We start from the raw sequence: 22,500 nt of genomic DNA on the forward strand, positions 1-22,500 counted from the left end.
GACCTCCGATATGTTATTCAGTATATTTTCTATATAGATATATAAGAAGGGTATGGTCAAAAACGCACACCCCTTATAGTTGACGTTTATATGACTACTTAGTTTTTACCGTCGTTTAAGGTAATTACACGGCCGAATAATTCGTTGTTACCCCAGATACCGCGACGAATACCTTCTAATTGTACGATTTGACTATGGTCAACGAACAAGTTCACGTCTGGACCGTAGTTTTTAATGTACCAAGAGAATACATCCGGATCAGCTGCTTCAAACATGACTTTTTCAGTACCTAATTCTGAAGCGAAACGGGTAGCGATTTCTGTTCTCCAGCTAGCCACACTTTCAGTGATTCCTTCAGACTCGATCATCAACATGTAAGCCCCAGCTTCTAAACAACGTTTACCTACTTCAATCGCTTGAGCGGGATCAAGTAGACCGGCTGCTTCATTTTGTTCGATTGTGTTGGTACCACCTGAACCAAATTGCACACCGATTTCTGGTTTGGCTAATAGACCGGCATCTTGCACGCGTTCTACTAAACGGACAATGTCATCAGTTGGCATAGTAATGAATCCTGTAGAGATTTCAATGATGTCAAAACCAACACGTTTACATTCGCTAATGTAGTAGTCTACTGCTTCAATTCCTTGTGTCAAAACATATTCCATGAATCCACCTGTAGATACTTTGACACCATATTCATGCGCCAAGTCTAAAATTTTAATCAATTCTTCTTCAGGCATTAAGGTGAAAGAACCACCAGCAAATTTCAAGATATCTACATGTTCACCCATTGTTTCTAACACATCGCGTAAGTAGCGTTCACCCATAACCGTATAGTATGGTCCACGGATTTCTGTAATTCCGCGTGTACGTGGTTTTGCTTGACGGTTGTTATGTTTAATTTTAGCAAAGGCTTCTTTGTTGTTTAAATCAGTGTTGTTTCCCATAGTAATCACTTTCCCTTTCGTAAACCAGAGTGTCTGTTATTATTTGATCGTTACTTGATAGCTAGTTGACTGTGTTTACTTTCCTATCTTCCATGGCAAGGTAGGCCTTGTTTTCGGAAATATTGACATAAGCTGGGCGGATAATTTTCGGGTCTTGAATTTGTTCCAAGCGATGGGCGCACCAACCGGCAGTTCGTGCGACGGCAAAGATTGGGGTATAGAGGTCTGGACTCAGTCCAAGCATTCTATAAACAAGGCCCGCGTATAAATCGACGTTGGCACAAATTTCACTGCCAGGACGCTTTTCGTTGATGAGGTCTTTGGTGATGGCTTCGATGTTACTTAGGAGGTTGAAGTCATCGCAATAGCCTTTTTCAATGGCCATTTCTTTCGCCTTATCTTTCAGCAAAACAGCTCGTGGGTCTGACTTTGTATATACTGCATGCCCCATACCGTAGATGAGACCTGACTGGTCAAAGGCTTGCTTATTTAAGATGTCACGTAAGTATTTTTCAACTTGGTCCTTATCCGTCCAATCAGCCGTTGTGGCTTTTAAATCTTGCACCATGGCTTCTACCATCGAATTGGCGCCACCGTGTTTTGACCCTTTAAGCGAACTTAAGGCTGTTGAAATGGTTGAATAAGTATCCGTTCCTGTTGAAGACACTACGTGAGTAGCGAAGGTTGAATTGTTCCCGCCACCGTGTTCCGCATGGATAATCAAACATAGGTCTAATAACTTGGCTTCCTCATCTGTAAATGTCGCATCTGGACGAATAAGATGAAGGATTGTTTCAGCTGTTGACATATTCGGTTCCAGGTGATGTAAGATAAGTGACGCATCATCGTAGTAATACTTCTTACCTATGTAGGAATAGGCAAGTATGAGTGGCATCTTCGCAATGATGGAAATGACTTGGGAGATTTGATTTTCAAAATCACGATCTTCCGCTTTATCATCAAAGGAATAAAGTGCCAACAATACCCGCTGCATATTATTCATTACGTTTTCGGATGGTGAATTAATAATGAAATTTTCAATGAAGCTATCGGGGAGTTTTCGATTCTCCTCCAGTAATTCATCAAAAGCAGCCATTTCTCCTTTAGTTGGTAAACTGCCAGAGAGCAAGAGGTAGATGGTTTCTTCATAGCCGAACTTATCTTCTTTAAAATAATTCTCTACTAAGTCTGTCAATCGAATTCCCCGATAACGGAGTTCCCCTTCTGTCGGCATTATTTTATTATCTAGCATTTTATAACCTGAAACTGAAGCAATCCCTGACACCCCAACTAATACCCCTGTACCATCGTCATTCCGTAGACCGTGTTTCAAGTCATAGGTAGAATAATAATCAGGAGAGATGGTCGTGTTAGCTTTTACTACATCAACAAATTGACGTCCAAACGCTCTGTTATCAAAATCGATAGACAAGATATACCGCACCCTTTCTTTAATTTTAATAAAACATGCAAAACAAGAATCTTGTAGAAAACGCTACAAGTCAGTTTTGATACCTGTATCCTAGTCACTTTAGATTTGAATGTCAACCACTATTTTAAGAATGCGATGAGAGTAAATCTCATCTTTTTCTTATTTCACAAGGGTTTGCGCCGTGTAAAATAATTTAAAAATATTTTCAAAAAAGTAACATGACAGAAAAATACCTCACATGATTTTCTCATCAATGTGAGATTTTCTCCGCAAACCATGTGAGATTTGTAAGAAAAGACACAGAACTGGAAGAGGTGGAAAAATAATTTAAAAGTTATGCAAATTAAGTGTGCAAATAAATATAAATGAACACCAAAAAAGCCCTTGCTGATTCATTTGAGACAGCAAGGACTGTGTATTGCATTGGTTATTTGAAATGATTAGAAAGACTTTCCTACTATTGCACACGCTTCTGGATATAATTTTCAACGGCATAGTCGCTAGGATCAAGCAAGGTTTCCTCATTGTTGATTAAGCGACTAATCTCTCTAGCGATCAAAGGGCCGGTTGTTAAACCGGATGAACCCAAGCCGGATGCCACATAAACATCTGGTCGGTCAGGTAATGGTCCATAGAAGGGCGCATAGTCAGAGGTGTAAGCCCGGCTGCCGATTTTATAGTCAGTGACTGGATAGGTAGCCAATTCAGGGACCAACTGATAGATTGTGGAAAAGATATCCGATAATTGACTTGGGTCTGTGGATAAATCAAATCCTCGCTCGTCTTCATGACTAGCACCCACAAAGATTTTCCCGTCTAAATGGGGGATAAAATCACCTTCACCTTCAGGCATAATCAGGGGTAATACTTGGGTATCCCAGTCGGTTTCTATCACTGCCAGTTGGCCTTTTTGAGGGCGGACATCTACTTGATAGCCCAGTGGGTCAAGGACCTGACCCAGCCAAGCACCAGTCGCTAAAACCACGGTATCATAGACTTCTTGGTCATTTTTCACCATAACTTTACCATCATCTAAGAAAGCTAAATCAGCCCGACCATCCACAACCTTGAGATTTTCCCCCTTTGCTGCGGCAATTAGATCCTGACATAAAGCTTGACCGTCTACTACCGCACCGCCGTCCGTTTCAATCAGGTCATTATCATAGTGAAACTGGGGAAATCGAGCCTGTTGATAAGTTGGGGATAACCTGTTAATTTCTTGGATTAAAGGGGCCTCTGCCTGACGTTTTTCAGCAATCGTCATCAAATCATCGATCAGTTTGGGCTTTTTCTTCAACAACCAAGTTGTTTTTTGTTGATAAGCCTGGGTCACTATCCCGGCGTCTGCCAAATCTTTCAATAAGTCTCGGTAAAAATGGGCCCCACCATTGGCTAGTCGGTACCAGGGTTTATTGCGGCGTTTAGAGAACCAGGGGCAGATAATGCCGGCCGCCGCTCTAGTAGCTTGCCCAGGTCCATCGTCATATAGGGTTACATCATGGTCTTTGGTTAAATAAAAGGCAGCGGTCGATCCAAGGATCCCGCCACCTATTACTGCTATCTTCACTTAGTTAGCTCCTTACTATATATCAGTACAATGTATCAGTACCAAAATCAGCGTATTTCAGCTTTTGCTAGCCCTTATTTTTTACGGTGCTGACTGGTTTTGCCTGATTCGCTATTTTTATTATCGTCTTTATCTGCCTTATCAGTGTAACCATCGCGTTCTTGACGGTCCTGCATTTCCCGGTAAGTCTTCCGGTTAATAATCGGACGTTTCAACATAACGGTATTCCACAAGTTATTTAGACGCATAGGTTCATCGGAGACTGCCGGTTTTTCCTCATGATTACTATCAGGTGTTTGGTCTAATTCCCGAACGGGGGTTAAATCCTTGTCGTCATCCCCCGGCTGGCCTGTTAAATAGGCGCCTAAAGTTGGGGAATAAGTGTCGTCATCACTTAAAGTTGACTGAGCCGCTCGGTTTGAAATCCACAAGTCTACTTTGTCACCGACATTAAAGTAAGAAACTAAGAAGTAGTATGCGACAGCGATAATGGCAATGGCCCATACCAACCAGACTGGCAGGTTAATCTGCGCTACCCGGTATGAACGGATAATGTAGGGGAGGATGAAAACCAGTGTGGCCGAAAAGATGCCGGCCAATAAATATAAGACATTAAAGCCTTGGTACCACTTGCGGCCAAAGGCGGTATTGCGGCTGAAAGTCACCCAGAAGAAAATGGCGGTGAAAATCACGAAAACCTGTAGAGGCAATCCTAAAATCGATACCGCAACTGGCATCTGGATAGCAGAAGCAAAGTCCCCCCACCATGCGTAACCAGCAATAAACATATAAGTCGCATAAATGGTTAAAGTTAAGATAAAAAATGATAGAACAGCTGGTCTATACTTAGCTAAATCAAAATCATAACGTTCAATATTCAAGCGACGTAGGGTCAACTTACAATAATCTTCCCCTGACATCCCCAGCACTTCCTCCGCTGAAATTTGTCGCAATTCCGCCACTTGCAACCGGTCCACTAATTTTGATAACTCCTGATAAATCGCAGGTTGCGCCGGACCGCTCGTTAGAAAGTACCCCTCACAATCCTGGAAGAAGGACCGCATATCCGCCGATAAGGCGCTGGCTTTCTCATGCGTCTCCGCTCGCAAAGCTTGCATTTGGTTGACACTTGCATCCGTATTATATCTCCGTTGTGCCATCGTATACACTCCTCATTATTACACTTGATATATTTATTTAGAAAAAGGGTTAAAGCATTTTTGCTGGCATTCCTTATAATGCCACTTCCTTTTCATTATATACTACCAAAAGTCAGACCAATAGCGGTAGCCTTTAAAACTTTTGTAATTTTTAAAGGTTAGGAACTGCCCTTTTACAAAAAGGTTTAGAAAAGGCATCACGATTTTAAGGGATAAGTGCTACAATATAGGAAATATGCGGTTGGGGGACTGGCCGGTTAATGAGAGGATTTTTGTGGTATGACGATTAATGAGCGATTAAAGCAGATTACGCCGTCTGAGATTCGGGCTTTTGATGCGCAGGTGTCGACGATTCCAGGCTTATTGAATTTTACGATTGGGGAGCCAAATTTTGATGTGCCTGAATTTATTAAGGATGCGATGAAAGAGGCTTTGGATAAGAATTTCACCCATTATGCGGCTTCGGATGGTTTGCAGGAGTTGCGTCAGGCGATTGCTAATTTCTACCAACGTCGTCATCAACTAGACCTAAACTGGCAACAAATTATGGTGACGGTGGGGGCTAGTCAAGGTTTTATGATTACCATGATGGCCCTATTGAATCCTGGTGATAAGGTATTGATTCCTTCGCCGTATTTCCCACTATATGACTATTCTTCTATTTTATCTGGTGGGGAGTCAATTTTTGTGGATACGTCTGCGGATAACTTTGTCTTAACGCCTGAAGCTTTGGACCGCCAGTTGCAAGCCCATCCTGGAGTGAAGTTGTTGATGCTGAACTATCCAAATAATCCAACTGGAACCACTTATTCAAAGGACCAGGTCAAGAGATTGGCGGAGGTCTTGCGGAAGTATCCGGATGTTTATATCTTATCGGATGAAATATACGGAGACTTGGTTTATGACGGCGACCACTATTCAATGGTGGAAGAATTGCCTGAGCGGACAATTTTATTGGCAGGTGCGTCTAAATCTTATGCCATGACCGGCTTTAGACTAGGTTTCTTGCATATTCCAGCTGACCTCTACGAAGAGTTGTTCAAAATTTTCCAAACTATGGTAACCTGCGTATCAACACCTGACCAGTGGGCTGGGGTAGCTGCTTATAACGACGGCGACCAAGCCATTGACGACATGAAGGGTGAATACAACCAGCGCCGGAAGATGATTGTGGACCGGATGACTGCTATGGGATTTGATATCCCGCATCCGGCTGGCGCATTTTATGTATTCCCCCGCATTCCAGCCAAATACGGTGACGATGACCAAGCCTTTGCCCTAGATCTAGCAGAAAAAGCTAAGGTCGGTGTCATTCCTGGCTCAGCCTTTGGGCCAGGCGGCCAAGGTTACTTCCGTTTCTCTTATGCTGCAGCCTACGAGGATATCGCCGTAGCCATGGACCGGATGGCGGCCTTTATGGAAGCATTATAGAAAAATAAATAGAAGAAAAATAAATAGAATAAATAAAGTCGGGGCCGCGGGTCTCGATTTTTTTGTTTTGTCAAAGTGGGTTTCGATGTCATTAGCTTTTGCCTATAAATTACTTGTGTATGCCTTTTTGAACGGCTTAAATATCGACAGGGGAAGCTTGGTCGAGTAAGATGGAAGACGAAGAAAGTTTGAAATATGGGGGAGATTTCCATGAATGAAATCAATGAACAAACAAATAGAAACTGGGTAAGGGATGTCGCATTATTCCTAACTAGTCAGGGCATTTCCCTATTCGGCTCATCCATCGTCCAGTATGCCATTATGTGGCATATTACGATTGAAACCGGGTCCGGTATCATGATGACCTTGTATATCATCTGCGCCTTTTTACCAACCTTTTTACTGTCACCAGTAACAGGGGTTTGGGCTGACCGGTTTAATCGTAAGCAATTAATCATGTGGGCTGATGGTGGAATTGCGGTGGCTACGCTGATTTTAGCCTTGTTGTATATGCAAGGTTACCAAGAGATTTGGATGTTACTGATTGTGGCGACCATTCGTGCCTTTGGGGCAGCCGTCCAAACACCGGCAGTGGGTGCCATTTTGCCCCAAATCGTCCCTAAATCAGAATTAACTCGGATTAATGGTCTCAACTCCTCTATTCAAGGGATTCTAAACTTCGGGTCGCCCTTGATATCAGCGGGTTTACTAGCAGCTTGGCCACTGGCTTATATCTTCCTAGTTGATGTGGTTACAGCGGGATTAGCGATTGTCACCATGCTCTTCTTAAAAGTTCGGACCCATGATAAGGCAAGTAGAAACCAGTCTGCGTCCTATACTGCTGATTTTATGATGGGTGTCCGTTACGTCAAAAACCATGACTTTCTAAGAAACCTATTCATCTTCTTCGGAATCTTCATGTTACTAATCGCGCCAGCCTCAATGTTACCGACCTTAGTTGTGACAAGGACATACGGGGACGAAGTGTGGCGGTTGTCAGCTATTGAAATTGCTTTCTCAGTCGGGTTCGTCTTAGGTGGCGGCTTAATTTCTTGGTGGCAAGGATTTCCCAACCGAATCAAGACCATGGCCTTGGGTTCCTTCATCTTGGCGGCCTGCACCTTGGGATTAGGTTCGACCAGCAACTTCTGGTTGTATGTCGTCCTGATGGTCATTACGGGGATTGCTGTCCCTTTATTCAATACACCGTCTATGGTATTGATCCAAGACCACGTGGAAGAAGCCTATCTAGGTCGGGTGTTTGGCGTTATGTCTATGATTAACACCGCCATGATGCCTTTAGGAATGGCCTTGTTTGGCCCATTAGCCGACTTTATGCCTATTTCCTATATCCTGTTATTCGCAGGATTTGCCTTGGTCATTCTATCATTTGGCTTTTTACGGAATAAAGCCTTGCTCGAAGCAGGGAAACCAATAGTTAAAATTAAATAGGCCAAAATAAAAAGACAGGAATAAACCTGTCTTTTTATGTTCATGACTTATATGCCTATCACCTTGCTCTGGTCGAATTTTCTTCCCAAGAAAAAGGATTTTAAGGATCTTAATGAAGCGTATAGTGTAGTGTTCAAAACATTGGGTCCTTGATTTCCAACTGAACCACCTAATAACTGTGAATCACTTGCTATATAGATATATGAACTCATTTTAATCTGCCCTTATTAAAGTAAATATGCTTAAGACTACCTACTTAAAATATATTTGACTCTTTCTGGATCCCAATGTGGTGCTTGGTTTGGTTGTCCAGTATCTAAGCCTTTCAGTTTGGCCATATCTTCATCTGATAATTCAAAATCAAAGACATCAAAGTTTTCATCCATGCGTTCTTTATGGGTAGTTTTTGGAATTACTACATAACCTAATTGCAGTAAGAATCTTAGGCCAACTTGGCTATTTGACTTACCGTATTTATCACCAATGGCCTTGATATCAGAGTGGTTAAAGAAATCATGATTACCTTGTGCAAGTGGTCCCCAAGCTTCAAGGACTGTACCGTATGGTTCCATCACTTTTTGTAAGGCTTCTTGTTGGTAGAAGACGTGTGCTTCTACTTGGTTGACCATAGGTTTAACATCCACAAAATGCACGAAATCTTGGTAACGACCTGGGTAGAAGTTAGAAATACCAATCGCTCGAATAACCCCTTGACGGTAAAGTTTCTCTAAGGCACGCCAAGCACCGAAATAATCACCGAATGGCTGATGTAATAAGACTAAGTCTAGGTAATCAGTCCCTAAACGGTTTAGAGATCCTAAGACTGCATCGTGTGTTTTTTCTTCACCATAATCACTTGGCCAGATTTTCGTGGTTAAAAAAATATCCTCACGTGGCACATCTGACTGGGCTAGACCTGAACCGACCGCTTCCTCATTTTGATAGAATTGGGCCGTATCAATCGACCGATAGCCGGATGCCAAAGCATCAATAACTGAACGTTCACATTCCGAATAATCCTTGATTTGAAAGACACCAAAACCTAACTGGGGCATATCAACACCATTATATAAGCGAATATTTTCCATATTCCCACCTCCGTTACCTTCATTATAATTTAAAAAGCTTACAAAGTTAAAATGTAAGCTTTCTCGTATAATTATATTTTAAAGTATAGGATTGAATTTTAGGGATAATAAGATGTTTGTTAGCAAACTAGATAAAGGTATCTGTTGAATTTTCATCCAGTGGGGTAATTGTACCTGTTTTGGTCATGGCGTGGATTTGCGTCAAGATAGGTTCAAACAAGGTAATGTTGTCACGGTTTTTCCCATAGAATAACTCATTCGGTAAGAATAGGCGCTCATCACCGCGCTGTTGACCAGTAAAGGCTGCGATTAAACTCGAAGCTTTTGACAATTCGACCATGTGGCCATTTTTCTCAACTAATTCAATTTGCGTACGTGGTTTCTCCGCATTTGGTCGGTAGAAATCATACGGTAAATCAAAGCGCGAGTTCATGGCAACATAGTATTGAATGTCATAGCCCAATTTGCCCACTAAGTCGATCAATATTTTCACATCTTCTTGGTTTTCAAGCTCGTTATAAGTGACTGACTTAAATGGTTTACGGTTGATAAATCGGTCAGCTAAATCTCGCAAGACTGGGTCTTCTGCGTAGAAAATCCAGTGTTGGAAATAAGTTTGTAAGACCCCGTCATCTAGGCGCAGGTAGTCTTCTAATGTCCAGTCCTGAGTAAAAAATGGTTCTAAGAATGAAGCGTGGGTATCACGACTGGTAAATTCATTTTTTGTCAGGAACAATTCTTGAGCGCGTTTTAACAAATGGTGGAGTAGCATTTCCATCCCTCTTGAAACAGGGTGGAAGTAAACTTGCATGTACATTTGATAACGACTTGTAATATAGTCCTCCACTGCATGCATCCCGTTGTAGTCAAAACGAATCCCGTCTTCATAAGGATGCATGACTCGCAGAATCCGACTCAAATCAAAGTTGCCGTAATTGGTCCCAGAGAAGTAAGAGTCACGGAGTAGATAATCCATCCGGTCAGCGTCAATTTGACTAGAAATCAACTGAACAACTTGTGGATTTGGGTAAGTCTTATCAATGACTGATGCCACTTGTCTTGGGAAATCAGCGGATACCCCTCGTAAAATTTGGTTGACCTCAGTGGCTTCTGACAAAATGATTTCTCGGGTCATCTTTTCGTGATCGGTATTGAAGATGTTCTCAAAAGTATGGGAAAAAGGCCCGTGCCCAATATCATGCAAGAGGGCTGCACATAAAACCACTAACCGCTCAGAATCATCCCAAACCCCGCCGTTTTCAATCGAAAAATTGCGGACGAATTTATCACAAATCTTCCGGGCAATTTCATACACACCTAATGAATGGCTAAACCGTGAATGTTCCGCACCGTGGAAGGTATAAGAAGCCGTCCCCATTTGTTTAATTCGGCGTAGGCGTTGCATTTCTTTAGAATTGATCAGGTCCATAATTACCTGGTGTTGGACGTGGATGTAATCGTGTACGGGGTCCCGAAACACCTTCTCGGGTATGCGTTTACTCGCTTCTGCAATACTCATAACAGTCTCCTTTGTCAAATTCTGCCTCTCTATATTTATACGTGAAGGCGGGTGGTTTCTATCTATTGATTTGCTAATATATCGTAAAGGACTTGGTTTCGTTTCTGCATTCGTTGGCTATAAGTCGCCGTATCCAAAGTCTCTTGACTTCGTTCGTCTAATTCAACCCCAGCATCCGCAATCACCGTTAATAGGTCATCAACAAATTTTTCGACAGTATCGATAGGCGCAAAGTCGGACAAGTTGGCCATGACACTTGGGTCAACTTGAGGATAGCGACCTTTTTCGTCTTGGTTCGCCTGCCCCTCATGATACATATCAGCGACTAATTGGCCGCGACTGGCTTGATCTCCGGTGATTGACATGTAGAGGTAAATCCCTACTGCATGACCGATTCTACGTTGGGCAATACCGGCTACTTTTTGCCCACGAATGGATACGTCAAATTTACCAGGGCAGTAGGAGGTCGCGACTTCCCCGACTTCTAGTGATATACCATATGCGTTCATCATTTCTTGTAAGAGTGCGACGATAAATTCATAAGCCTGATCAATGGTAAAGGCTTGGTTTTTGGTGTCCATCAATAGGGTCACGTTCAAGACATTTGGGTCAGATACAACCGCTAAACCACCAGCTGGTCGTACAACTGGCAAAATGGCTTGGTCCTCATACAGCCAAGTCACAGCTTGATTAAAGTCTGGTAGCCTGGTGTCCAACCCCCCAAGGATAACGGTTGGGCGGGTTGGCCAGAAATGAATGGCTAAGGGCGCTTCAAAAGTTTCTTGGTTAATAGCATTCAAGATGGCATCATCAACTGCAAAGGGTAACAAGGCTTTATCTGCCTCCTCTAAACCATAGGCTTGATTATTTTGAGTAATATCTTTATAGACCGCCATAGCCAGCGGTTTGTCGATTGTTTTAAAGTCGTCAAACATCATGTGAAAGTCCTTCCCGCCAATTTGTCTATATTGTACCATAAAAGTAGCTGTTTCCCCTGTTTGACGGCGGTTTCAAAAGTATCCAATCTTTGAAGTCTAAGCGAATCGTGTTAGAATAGGAGAGGTTAAATATACAAGAAAAATTGTCATTAGAGGAGGTTGCCAAATGGCAAATGCTGGTAAACAAGCAATCCAGTTAAAAGTTAAAAACTATATCCAACAAGATCGTGATGGCCAACAAGTGCAAGAGGAGTTTACCACTAAAACAAAGGGTTACTACTATGAAGTCGGCGAGGCTATTTATGTAGAATATGAAGAAAAAATCACTGAAAACATCGTAGCGGTTCGTTTAAAATTTGAAGCTAACGATAAAGTGACTATCCGTCGTCAAGTGAACCGTACAGAAACGACAATGAATCTAGTCAAAGGTAAAAAAACGGATATCCTCTACCATGTGACAGATGCACAAGCAATTACTTTCCAAGGACAATTAAATTTACTTAATGTAGATCAAAACGATGCGGATACCTTTAATGCCCAGATGGCATACAACTTATACCAATCAGAAGAAATGATTGGTCAATACCAAATCGAATTGCAAACAAGGGCCCATGTGTAGTAATATATAATGGATATACTAGACGATTAATCACAAGTGCGTTGGTTATAAGGCGAAAGGATGAACTAGTAGTGGAATTAAAAGGATTTGCTGGTCAAAACAAAGAACAGTTATCAATGGTTGAAGTCGCATACCAAATTTTAGTGGAAACGAATAATGTATTCGAGTTCAATGATTTATTAGCTGAAATTCAAGATTTCTTGAATATGCCACAAGATGAATTAGAAAGCAAAATGGCGAATTTCTACACAGAAATGAACTATGATGGTAGTTTTATCTCTTTAGGTGAAAACCGTTGGGGCTTACGTGAGTGGTATGCAGTTGATTCAATCGATGAAGAAATTGTTTCTTCTATTGATGACGACGATATTAAAGCGAAACACAAAGGTAGCAAGAGTCTATTGGCGTCTGTTGAAGATGACGATTTAATTGACTACGCGTCTGACGACCCAGAAGATGTGGACTACGTTGAAGACGAAGAAGATTACGATGACGAAGAAGAAGATGAAGAAGACGAAATCGCAGCTTACTCTTCTGATTTAGGGGAATTAGGCGACGACGAGGAAGAAGACGATCTTGAAGATGGTCTTGAAGGCGACCTTAGCTTAGTTGACGAAGATGATGATGAGGAAGACGAAGAAGACTTCTAACAAAGATTTCTAAACCTCTATAAAAAAACATGTTGTTTTTCCTTGACTCGAATAAGTAAATGAATTATTATTCTTTTTGGGCACTTTAGTTTCATAACTATTGTGAGATGAACACGTTACTCCCTGTCTTTCCTAGGAAAGATGGGGATTTTTTTATTTTTTCTAAGGAAAATAGTTATCCGCATCTCCCTTCTTATGTAAGCATAAAAATTTTTAGAAAAGGAAGGATATCATGACAAAGTATATTTTTGTAACCGGTGGGGTAGTTTCTTCAATCGGTAAAGGTTTAGTAGCAGCATCTTTAGGACGTTTATTAAAAAATAGAGGTTTAAAAGTAACCATCCAAAAATTTGATCCATACATTAACGTTGACCCAGGTACTATGAGCCCTTATCAACACGGGGAAGTATTTGTATTAAACGATGGAACTGAAACTGACTTAGACCTAGGTCACTACGAACGTTTTATTGATATCAACTTAAATCAATATTCAAACGTAACAACTGGTAAAATTTACTCAGAAGTTATCAACAAAGAACGTCGCGGGGACTACTTAGGGGCAACTGTCCAAGTCATTCCACACATCACTGACTCAATCAAAGATAAAATCTTACGTGCAGGTGATACAACAGGCGCTGATGTCGTGATTACTGAGGTTGGTGGTACTGTTGGGGATATTGAATCAACACCATTCGTTGAAGCATTACGTCAAATGCGTTCACAAGTTGGCGCAGATAATGTTTGTTATATCCACACAACATTACTGCCATATATTGCAGCAGCTGGTGAATTGAAAACAAAACCTACGCAACACTCGGTGAAAGAATTACGTGGTATGGGGATTCAACCTAATATCTTAGTTGTACGTTCAGAGCATCCACTACCAGACGGTATGACTGCAAAAATCGCACAATTCTGTGACGTTGAAGAAGATGCCGTTATCGAAAACCGTGATGTAGAAACAATCTACACACTACCATTGCGTCTACAACAAGAAGGTTTAGACGATAAAGTATGTGAAGTATTAGGTCTAGACGAAACACCAGAAGCTGATATGCGTGAATGGCGTAACCTTGAAAATCGTGTACTAAACCTATCTAAGAAAGTGAAAATCGCTTTAGTAGGTAAATACGTATCTCTTCAAGACGCTTACCTATCAGTAGCAGAATCATTACGCCACGCCGGCTATGCCCATGACGCAGAAATTGACATCGACTGGATCGACTCTGAAACCATTACAGCGGAAAACGTACAAGAGATCCTTGGCAATGCTGACGGTATCTTAGTACCAGGTGGATTTGGTAACCGTGGTATTGAAGGTAAAATCCAAGCAATTAAATATGCACGTGAAAACAATGTACCATTCCAAGGTATCTGTTTAGGTCTACAAGTAGCTTCTATCGAGTTTGCACGTAACGTTTTAGGTTACACAGATGCCAACTCTACAGAAATCAATCCAAACACTGAACATCCAGTAATTGACTTGATGACAACACAATCAGGACTAGAAAACTTAGGTGGTACACAACGTTTAGGTTTATACCCTTGTGCCCTTAAAGAAGGTTCTAAAGCACGTGAATTATACAATAATGAAGCTTTAGTTGAAGAACGTCACCGTCACCGTTGGGAATTTAACAATGCTTACCGTGAAGAATTCGAAGCGGCAGGTATGGTCTTCTCAGGGACTTCTCCAGATGGTAATTTAGTTGAAATCGTAGAAATTCCAGAACATCCATTCTTTGTGGCATCTCAATTCCACCCAGAATTCATCTCACGTCCAGACCGTCCACAAGCAATCTTTAATGGCTTTATTGGCGCAGCCTTAGAAGCGTAAGAATTATAAAATGCAAATTATCCGTTCTTTTTGTACGTTTCGTATAAAGGAGCGGATTTTTTTATCGGTACGATAGTTGATATGACAGTCTTTAATAATAATTGTAAATATTTTATTAAAATATGTGTTGACTCTAACTTTCTAAGTCGGTACAATAGCCAACAGAGTAAAAACAGGGGAAACTGCACTAGCGTAAGGATGCCCTGAACATAAGAGCTGTTCGCTCACAAGAATAACCACTTTATTTTGTCAGTGAACAAATTTTAAAACCAGCATCCGCTAGTATATAATCAGCAACCTTGTTTCGTTGTTGGTTATTTTTTTTGCCCATTTTTAGATAAATGAGAAAAAAATGAAAAGATAACAGAAAAATATGAGAGGAAGTGCCACGTGGATCCGAAGAAACCAATTATTGCCTTAGATTTTCCTAATCAAGAAGAGGTATTTGCGTTCCTTGATCAGTTCCAAGGTCAACAACTAAATATAAAAGTAGGTATGGAATTGTTTTATGCTGGTGGGACAGCTTTCCTAAAAGAGTTACAAGCAAAAGGCCACGACATTTTCTTAGACTTGAAATTACATGATATTCCAAATACTGTTGAGCGAGCAATGGCCATTTTAGCCAGTACTGGTGTTGCAATGGTCAATGTACATGCGGCAGGTGGGAAAGAGATGATGCAAGCAGCGCTTCGTGGTTTAGAGGCAGGTTCGACAGGTAAACGCCCTATGTTAATTAGTGTCACTCAATTAACGTCCACTTCTACTGAACAAATGAACGAAGAACAAGGCATTCCAGGTGAAGTATTGGATTCAGTATTGCGCTACGCTAAATTAACGAAAGCAGCGGGCCTTGATGGTGTGGTTTGTTCACCACTTGAAGCAGCAGCTATTAAAGAGGCTTGTGGGGAAGACTTCCAAACGATTACACCGGGTATCCGTTTAGCTACTTCTGTTGCGGATGACCAAAAACGAATCATGACGCCAAGCCAAGCGGCGCAAGGTGGTTCTGACTACATCGTGGTGGGACGACCAATTACACAAGCGGATAATTCAAAAGTCACTTATGACCAAATCACAGCTGATTGGTCTGGACAATAAGGAGGGTGCAAGATGACAGTAGAAAAAGCGGATTTAGTAGCACAAAAATTACTAGAGATTAAGGCAGTAAACTTTAGCCCTGAGGCACCATATACTTGGGCAAGCGGACTTAAAGCACCGATTTATACAGATAACCGACTAATCATGTCATACCCGAGTGTGCGTACAACTGTAGAAGATGCACTGGCAGAGTTGATTAAAGAGAACTTTCCTGGTGTAGATGTAATTGCAGGGACAGCAACTGCTGGTATCCCTCATGCAGCCTTTGTAAGTGAACGCTTAGATTTACCAATGATCTATGTACGTTCTTCAGCCAAAGACCACGGTAAACAAAACGCCATTGAAGGTGCTTTAGAAGCGGGCGCAAAAGTAGTGATCATTGAAGACCTAATTTCAACAGGTGGAAGCGTCATTACGGCAGCAGATAAAATTCAAGAAGCAGGCGGAGAAGTCATCGCAGCAGTAGCTATTTTTGACTACTTATTAGCAGCTTCAAAAGATGCTTTCGAACAAGCTGGCTATCCATTAATGACTTTGACAAACTATGTGAAGATTTTGGATTACGCAGTAAAAGATCCTAAATTATCACCACATTATGACAAGTTGATGGAATGGTACAAAGACCCTAAAGCTTGGTCTGAAAAACACGGTTAAGTTGACCTAACCTACTATACAAATAACAGCTTTACCAGATTTATGTCCTTATTTTTTTTTTGCCCATTTTTATTTTTATGGTGATTAAATGAGGGAATTACACCAGTTTTATCAAAAAAGGAGCACAAAAATGGAAAAAATAATCGAAAAAAATACAAGAAGAGATGCATTACAAGCGGAAGATCACAAGTTAAACAAATCGCAACGTAATGCCTTAATTGCTGCTATTGTTGCATCAGGGACAGATGATTTGAACGTGATGTTCTTATCATTTTCAATGTCATCTATCATCAGCCAACTAGGGATTTCGAGTGTAGCTGCCGGCTGGATCGCGACAATTACCAACTTAGGGATGTTAGCTGGAGGTTTACTATTCGGTGTCTTAGCTGACCGTTGGGACAAAATGAAGGTTTTCTACTTAACGATTCTAACTTTCTCTATCGCAACAGCTTTAATCTTCTTCACGCCAAATATTCAATACCTATACCTATTACGCTTTATCGCGGGTATCGGGGTTGGTGGTGAGTACGGGGTAGCCATCTCGATTATGGCCGGACTTGTTCCTGCTAAACAATTAGGCCGGATTTCATCCTTGAACGGGATTGTCGGCCAAATCGGTTCCATCAGTTCGGCGCTTCTAGCAGGTTTTATCGTGCCAACGCTTGGTTGGAGAGGCTTGTTCCTATTCGGCATCTTACCAATCCTAGTTGTTGTGTGGGCTAAATTAACCATTAATGAAGATGAATTAGGTATTAACACAGACGAAGTCACAGAAGACCTTGTAGACGTTGATGACAAGGAGAAGCCTGCTATTAGAGACTTGTTCAAGACACCGGGCCAAACTTACCAGACTTTGATTTTAATGGTGATGACAACTGTTCAAATCGCTGGTTACTTTGGGATGATGAACTGGTTACCAACAATCATGCAAGAACAAGTTGGGGTAACTGTTTCTGGATCATCTACTTGGATGGTAACGACGATCTTGGGTATGTGCCTGGGAATGCTGACATTTGGGCAAATTTTAGATAGATTAGGGCCAAGATTGTCTTATGGTATGTATTTAATTGCATCGGCAGTTTCAGTTTACTTGTTCACTTTTGCCAACTCGGCTATGACCATCTTAATCGGTGGTGCCGTCGTTGGTTTCTTCGTAAACGGGATGTTCGCAGGCTATGGTGCAATGATTTCTCGTTTGTATCCATTTAAAGTGAATGCCATCGCCAATAACACTATTTTGAATGTTGGACGTGCAGTGGGTGGTTTTTCATCAGTTATCATTGGTTTTATCTTAGATGCTTCAGGTGTAGGTATGGTCATGCTTTTCTTAGCAAGCCTTTATCTAGTCAGCTTTATCGCTATGATGAGTTTGCCGCAACTAAAGCAAGCGAACTATGAACAACATCAATTAAATATTCGTCATAAGGCGCTAGATAAGTAATACAATTTTGTTCAAGGTTGATAATAAAATAAGACATATTTTAGAGGGTGTAACACAAATGTTGCACCCTCTTTTTAGTATTTGGATATTTCATTGACGAAATAAATGTAATTTGGTAATTTGAGGTAGAACTATCATGTGAATATTTTTTCAAGGAGTGAGTAATGGAAATGAGGACTATTAAAGAGAAGGGTTTTCTAATTTTGGGCTTGTTAAGTGTGGTCCTAGGGAGTGTAGGTGTCATATTACCTGTTCTACCGACAACCCCTTTCTTGTTGCTTGCTGGCTGGTTTTTCACGCGAAGTTCACCGCGATTTAAAAGCTGGTTAGAATCTACTCGTTTATATGAACGGTATGTTGGCGAATTTAAGCGACAAGGTGGTATCAGCAGGCGCAAAAAAGTTCATATCCTAATGACAACTTATCTTGTGATGGGTTTATCAATGTTACTTATGCCGTTAAGAGGTGTACAAATTTTTGTAGGCGTTTGCGGTTTAGTTTTTGGTTACTTTCTACTATTTAGGGTGGAAGAGGTTTAAGGAGTTGGAGGCTAGTGATTTGGACTTTGAGCAACGGCATTCTATAAATTTGATGGGTACGACGATTGACCTAATGGTTGACCATCCAAATAGCAATTCTTTATTACTTGCTGCAGTCCAGCGTTTGTTTCAATTGGAAGCGCGTTTTTCAGCGAATGACCCATCTTCTGAATTAATGGCGGTTAATCAAATGGCAGGATTAAAGGCTGTACACGTTCATCCAGAGCTATTTCATCTCATTCAAATCGGTAAAAAAGAAAGTATTACATCGGGACGAAAGCTAAATATAGCTATTGGGCCTTTAGTTAACTTGTGGCGGATTGGTTTTGCGGATTATCGTAAACCTAGCCAGCAAGAGATTGAGGACCGGCTGACTTTAGTAGACCCGAATGAAATTCATCTGGATGAAATAGAAAAAACAGTTTACCTTGCTAAGCCAGGGATGTCGATCGATCTAGGTGCGCTTGCGAAAGGGTATGCAGCAGATCAAATTATCGCTTATTTCAAAGATCAAGGCGTAACCAGGGCATCTATTAATCTTGGTGGTAACCTTAGATTCTATGGCCATCGACCCAATCATACAGAAAGTACACAATGGCGTATAGGTATCCAAGATCCTGACCAAACGCGTGGTTATCACAAGGCCATTGTCGATTTAAGTAACCGATCGGTTGTAACGTCAGGGGATTACGTACGTGTATTCGAACAGGATGGACATCTTTACCACCATATTTTAGATTCCACAAATGGTAAGCCCTTTCAAGCGTACGTTCGCAGTGTCACTGTGGTAAGTGAATCTTCGTTAGATGGTGAGATTTGGACTACGCGATTGTTTCCCTTATCTAAGGAAGCAATTATCAATCAAGCAGAACAAATAGACCAGATTGAAGTGTTGGTTGTTGACCGACAGGGACAAGTTACCTATACATCTGGTTTAGAGGGCAAAGTTGAACTTATTTGTTAGCAGGTTATATTTCTACTATAGAAAGGACAGAAAATCATGAAGCATATTATCGGAATCGTAGGTACAAATTCTAAGAAATCTACTAATAGAAAACTTCTTAAATATATTCAGAAACATTTTGCAGATCAAGCTGAAATTGAATTATTGGAAATCCGTGATTATCCAATATTTACTAAACCAGAAGATAAGACACTTCCAAATATTGTTGAAGAGGACGCGAAAAAAATCGAGCAAGCAGATGCGGTTATTATTAGTGCTGCAGAATATAATCATTCCATTACTTCTTCACTAACTAATGCCTTACATTGGTTAAGCTATTATATTTATCCCTTAGCAGATAAACCAATTATGATTACTGGTGCTTCTAACGGTCGTTTAGGATCTTCTAGAGCACAAATGCACTTGCGCCAAATTCTAGACTCACCAGATATTAGAGCACGTGTGATACCAAATTCAGAATTTTTATTAGGAAATTCTTTACAAGCTTTTGATGATGATGGTGATTTAAGTAACCAAAAATCTGTTGAACAATTAGAAGCTATTTTTACCGAATTTATTCAATTTATTGATCATACACAAGAATTTACGCAGCTAAGAACTGATACAAAAGCAGCTGCTGAAAACTACGAGTGGACCAAGTAGAAAGGACTAGGGTGACAAAATGAAAATTGTTGGAATTGTTGGCTCAACTGCTGAAAAATCATATAACCGTTTATTGTTACAATATATTCAAAGAGAATTCACTGATTTATTTGATCTAGAGATTCTTGAAATTGACCAAATACCTTTATTCAACCAAGATAACCCGGAGTTAGCGACGGAGGGGCCTGTTCATACATTGAATCGGAAAATCCGCCAAGCAGATGGTGTGATTATTGCTACAGCGGAGCACAACCATACAACGCCAGGGCCATTGAAGAGTGCATTGGAATGGTTATCCTTCACAATTCATCCATTGAAAAATAAACCTGTAAAAATCATCGGTGCTTCTTATCTAGATCAAGGAACATCACGATCACAATTACACTTACGTCAAATTCTTGAGGCACCAGGAATTGATGCTTTAGTCATGCCAGGGCAAGAGTTCCTATTAGGAAATTGTAAAGAGGCAATCAACGCTAATGGTGATTTGGTTGAACCTAGCACTGTAAGTTTCTTGAAAGGTAGCTTAGAGAAGTTTATGAAGTACGTTGAATCTGTTCAACCACTTAAAGATAACCCCGTATTCCCTGAGGAAGATTTAACTGCAACTAAGCATTGTGACACAACCATTGAGGGTGTAGACATGACCGCACCGGATTGGGTTGAGCAAGCTGCAGCAAAAGTGGGCGCTGTCGAAGGTGATACCTATGTGAAACTGGATAGAGGGTTGTTAACAGTAGACCAATTAAACTGGTTCTTAAAGACAATTCCTCTTGAATTGACTTATGCAGATGAAAATAACCAATACATCTATTATAATCGCGTGAAACCTGGTCAAGACATGTTTGCTTCTCGTTACGAAAAAGATGTTGGTAGCCCACTTGGTGCTGTTCACCCACCACGTGCTGTGAAGAACGTTTCTTGGGTAATCTCTCAATTGCGGTCAGGAAACATGGAAGGTGTTCATGTACACGTACCAATCCATAAAGAAAATTATGTTGTCCATAATTATGTGGCTATGCATGATGAAGATGGTAAGTATCGTGGAATCAACGAGCATGTTTTAGACTTGCAACCTGTAATTGAGTGGTATCTAGAACAAACAGGACAAAAGTTAGTGAAAATTGAGGAAGATACAACTGATGCTTCAACTAGCGCTTCAATGAATGGTGCATGGAGTCACGATGACAAAAACGCTGTGGAAGCTGATGCTAAAAGTGGTGCAAGTGATGCAGAAGTAGCAGATACAACCACTGCAGCTATTGCTACTGATGAAGATTCGAGTGCTAGCCAGTCTTAGTCAGTGGAATAGCCTGGTTTAGGGGAAAATGATTATTTTCAGTCAAAAAAGCCTATACACGATTAGGATTATTATTGCAAAAATTGTATGAACAGAATAATAAAAACGATGTATGCGTTTGCGAATTGTTATTTTATGGCATCAATTAATATTTAATTTTTTATGAGACAAAACTCTTGTAAAATGCAATTGATAAGGGTTACAATAAGCACGAGCACATCAAAATTAAAAATCAGGGGGATCTATTTATGCCATTAGAAAACATGGTCGACATGCTGACAAAAGCGAAAGACGGTCAATATGCAGTAGCACAATTAAACATTAACAACTTGGAATGGACTCAAGCTGTTTTAGAAGCAGCCCAAGCAGAAAACTCACCAGTAATTTTAGGTGTTTCTGAGGGTGCTGGTAAATACATGGGTGGCCCAGAAGTTGTTGCCGCTATGGTTAAAGCTTTAATTGAAACAATGGAAATCACTGTTCCTGTTGCATTACACTTAGACCACGGTTCATCTTTTGAAACTTGTAAACGTGCAATCGACGCTGGATACACTTCAGTAATGATCGATGGTTCTCATCACCCAATTGAGGACAACATCGCTATGACTAAACAAGTTGTAGAATACGCACACGAACGTGGCGCTTCTGTTGAAGGTGAAATCGGTACTGTTGGTGGTACTGAAGACGGCGTTACTGCTGGTATCAACTACGCAGATAAAGAAGAATGTAAACGTATCGTTGACGAAGCGGGTATCGATGCATTAGCTGCAGCCTTAGGTTCAGTTCATGGTCCTTACTCAGGCGAACCTGTTTTAGGTTTCGATGAAATGAAAGAAATTTCTGAATACACAAACACACCATTAGTATTACACGGTGGTTCAGGTATTCCAGAAGAACAAATCAAAAAAGCTATCGAACGCGGTCATGCGAAAATCAACGTAAATACTGAATTACAAATCGTATTTACTGCTGCAGTTCGTGAAAACTTAAACAACGATGACAAAGTATACGACCCACGTAAAGTTTTAGCACCAGGTAAAGCTGCGATCGTTAAAACAGCACGTGAAACATTACGTATGTTTGGTTCATCAAACAAAGCATAATTCATTTTAGCCAGTGAATTTTCGCTTTACATATCCTTTTTCGAGCAATGACCTTTTGGTTGTTGCTCTTTTTTTGTACTTGAAATCCTCAAATTTACGTGAAATTGCCCTTTTTCCAA

20 protein-coding genes are annotated in these 22,500 nt (G+C 40.8%); 13 read left to right on the plus strand and 7 right to left on the minus strand.

Going from position 1 to position 22,500, the window contains the following annotated elements:
- Positions 1–98: 98 nt before the first annotated feature.
- The 4 genes from AWM76_RS01350 to AWM76_RS01365 all read right to left on the minus strand — a co-directional run bounded on the left by AWM76_RS01350 (position 99) and on the right by AWM76_RS01365 (position 5,109).
- Positions 99–950 carry a phosphosulfolactate synthase gene (locus tag AWM76_RS01350; protein ID WP_003142301.1) on the minus strand — a complete coding sequence of 284 codons (852 nt, stop codon included), beginning with the start codon at positions 948–950 and terminating at the stop codon, positions 99–101.
- Between the two features lie 61 nt (positions 951–1,011).
- Complete coding sequence (locus AWM76_RS01355) at positions 1,012–2,382, minus strand: citrate synthase (RefSeq protein ID WP_201024711.1); 1,371 nt, start codon at positions 2,380–2,382, stop codon at positions 1,012–1,014.
- Between the two features lie 457 nt (positions 2,383–2,839).
- Positions 2,840–3,949: an NAD(P)/FAD-dependent oxidoreductase gene (locus AWM76_RS01360; RefSeq protein ID WP_003142296.1), complete on the minus strand. Its 1,110-nt coding sequence runs from the start codon at positions 3,947–3,949 to the stop codon at positions 2,840–2,842.
- Positions 3,950–4,023: 74 nt separating this feature from the next.
- Positions 4,024–5,109, minus strand: a complete 1,086-nt coding sequence (locus AWM76_RS01365) for an ABC-2 transporter permease (RefSeq protein WP_003142295.1) — start codon at positions 5,107–5,109, stop codon at positions 4,024–4,026.
- 279 nt (positions 5,110–5,388) lie between these two features.
- Here AWM76_RS01365 and AWM76_RS01370 point away from each other — a divergent pair, with 279 nt between their 5' ends.
- Positions 5,389–6,540 carry a pyridoxal phosphate-dependent aminotransferase gene (locus tag AWM76_RS01370; protein WP_003142293.1) on the plus strand — a complete coding sequence of 384 codons (1,152 nt, stop codon included), beginning with the start codon at positions 5,389–5,391 and terminating at the stop codon, positions 6,538–6,540.
- 210 nt (positions 6,541–6,750) lie between these two features.
- On the plus strand, positions 6,751–7,992 hold the full coding sequence (locus AWM76_RS01375) for an MFS transporter (RefSeq protein WP_039935370.1): 1,242 nt from the start codon (positions 6,751–6,753) through the stop codon (positions 7,990–7,992).
- A gap of 248 nt (positions 7,993–8,240) precedes the next feature.
- Here the strand turns inward: AWM76_RS01375 and AWM76_RS01380 are convergent, their stop codons facing one another.
- The 3 genes from AWM76_RS01380 to AWM76_RS01390 all read right to left on the minus strand — a co-directional run bounded on the left by AWM76_RS01380 (position 8,241) and on the right by AWM76_RS01390 (position 11,576).
- Positions 8,241–9,080, minus strand: a complete 840-nt coding sequence (locus tag AWM76_RS01380) for an aldo/keto reductase (protein WP_003142291.1) — start codon at positions 9,078–9,080, stop codon at positions 8,241–8,243.
- Positions 9,081–9,207: 127 nt separating this feature from the next.
- Entirely contained in the window at positions 9,208–10,599 is a 1,392-nt protein-coding gene (locus tag AWM76_RS01385) for an HD domain-containing protein (protein ID WP_003142290.1), read from the minus strand.
- Between the two features lie 62 nt (positions 10,600–10,661).
- The gene (locus AWM76_RS01390; RefSeq protein WP_003142289.1) at positions 10,662–11,576 is read right to left on the minus strand and encodes a lipoate--protein ligase family protein; all 915 of its coding nucleotides are present in this window, start codon (positions 11,574–11,576) and stop codon (positions 10,662–10,664) included.
- A gap of 127 nt (positions 11,577–11,703) precedes the next feature.
- Between AWM76_RS01390 and AWM76_RS01395 the strand changes: the two genes are divergently transcribed.
- The 11 genes from AWM76_RS01395 (at position 11,704) to fba (ending at position 22,381) form a co-directional block, all read left to right on the plus strand.
- On the plus strand, positions 11,704–12,156 hold the full coding sequence (locus tag AWM76_RS01395; protein WP_003142288.1) for a DUF1934 family protein: 453 nt from the start codon (positions 11,704–11,706) through the stop codon (positions 12,154–12,156).
- 71 nt (positions 12,157–12,227) lie between these two features.
- On the plus strand, positions 12,228–12,806 hold the full coding sequence (gene rpoE / locus AWM76_RS01400) for a DNA-directed RNA polymerase subunit delta (RefSeq protein ID WP_039935367.1): 579 nt from the start codon (positions 12,228–12,230) through the stop codon (positions 12,804–12,806).
- 232 nt (positions 12,807–13,038) lie between these two features.
- Positions 13,039–14,640, plus strand: a complete 1,602-nt coding sequence (locus AWM76_RS01405; protein WP_003142285.1) for a CTP synthase — start codon at positions 13,039–13,041, stop codon at positions 14,638–14,640.
- Between the two features lie 390 nt (positions 14,641–15,030).
- Positions 15,031–15,738 (plus strand): orotidine-5'-phosphate decarboxylase, encoded by a 708-nt coding sequence (pyrF, locus tag AWM76_RS01410; RefSeq protein WP_003142284.1) that lies wholly within the window; start codon positions 15,031–15,033, stop codon positions 15,736–15,738.
- A 12-nt stretch (positions 15,739–15,750) separates the two neighbouring features.
- Complete coding sequence (pyrE, locus tag AWM76_RS01415; RefSeq protein WP_003142282.1) at positions 15,751–16,392, plus strand: orotate phosphoribosyltransferase; 642 nt, start codon at positions 15,751–15,753, stop codon at positions 16,390–16,392.
- 130 nt (positions 16,393–16,522) lie between these two features.
- Positions 16,523–17,833, plus strand: coding sequence for an MFS transporter (locus tag AWM76_RS01420; protein WP_039935363.1), 1,311 nt, complete (start codon positions 16,523–16,525; stop codon positions 17,831–17,833).
- A 164-nt stretch (positions 17,834–17,997) separates the two neighbouring features.
- Positions 17,998–18,372 carry a YbaN family protein gene (locus tag AWM76_RS01425; RefSeq protein WP_003142280.1) on the plus strand — a complete coding sequence of 125 codons (375 nt, stop codon included), beginning with the start codon at positions 17,998–18,000 and terminating at the stop codon, positions 18,370–18,372.
- A 19-nt stretch (positions 18,373–18,391) separates the two neighbouring features.
- On the plus strand, positions 18,392–19,336 hold the full coding sequence (locus tag AWM76_RS01430; RefSeq protein WP_003142279.1) for an FAD:protein FMN transferase: 945 nt from the start codon (positions 18,392–18,394) through the stop codon (positions 19,334–19,336).
- Positions 19,337–19,372: 36 nt separating this feature from the next.
- Entirely contained in the window at positions 19,373–19,978 is a 606-nt protein-coding gene (locus AWM76_RS01435) for an NADPH-dependent FMN reductase (RefSeq protein WP_003142278.1), read from the plus strand.
- 19 nt (positions 19,979–19,997) lie between these two features.
- The gene (locus AWM76_RS01440) at positions 19,998–21,278 is read left to right on the plus strand and encodes an NAD(P)H-dependent oxidoreductase (RefSeq protein ID WP_003142277.1); all 1,281 of its coding nucleotides are present in this window, start codon (positions 19,998–20,000) and stop codon (positions 21,276–21,278) included.
- Positions 21,279–21,526: 248 nt separating this feature from the next.
- Positions 21,527–22,381 carry a class II fructose-1,6-bisphosphate aldolase gene (gene fba, locus AWM76_RS01445; protein WP_003142276.1) on the plus strand — a complete coding sequence of 285 codons (855 nt, stop codon included), beginning with the start codon at positions 21,527–21,529 and terminating at the stop codon, positions 22,379–22,381.
- The last annotated feature ends 119 nt before the right edge of the window (positions 22,382–22,500 follow it).

The organism is Aerococcus viridans (assembly GCF_001543285.1).
In the GTDB taxonomy this organism is placed as follows: Bacteria; Bacillota; Bacilli; order Lactobacillales; family Aerococcaceae; genus Aerococcus; species Aerococcus viridans.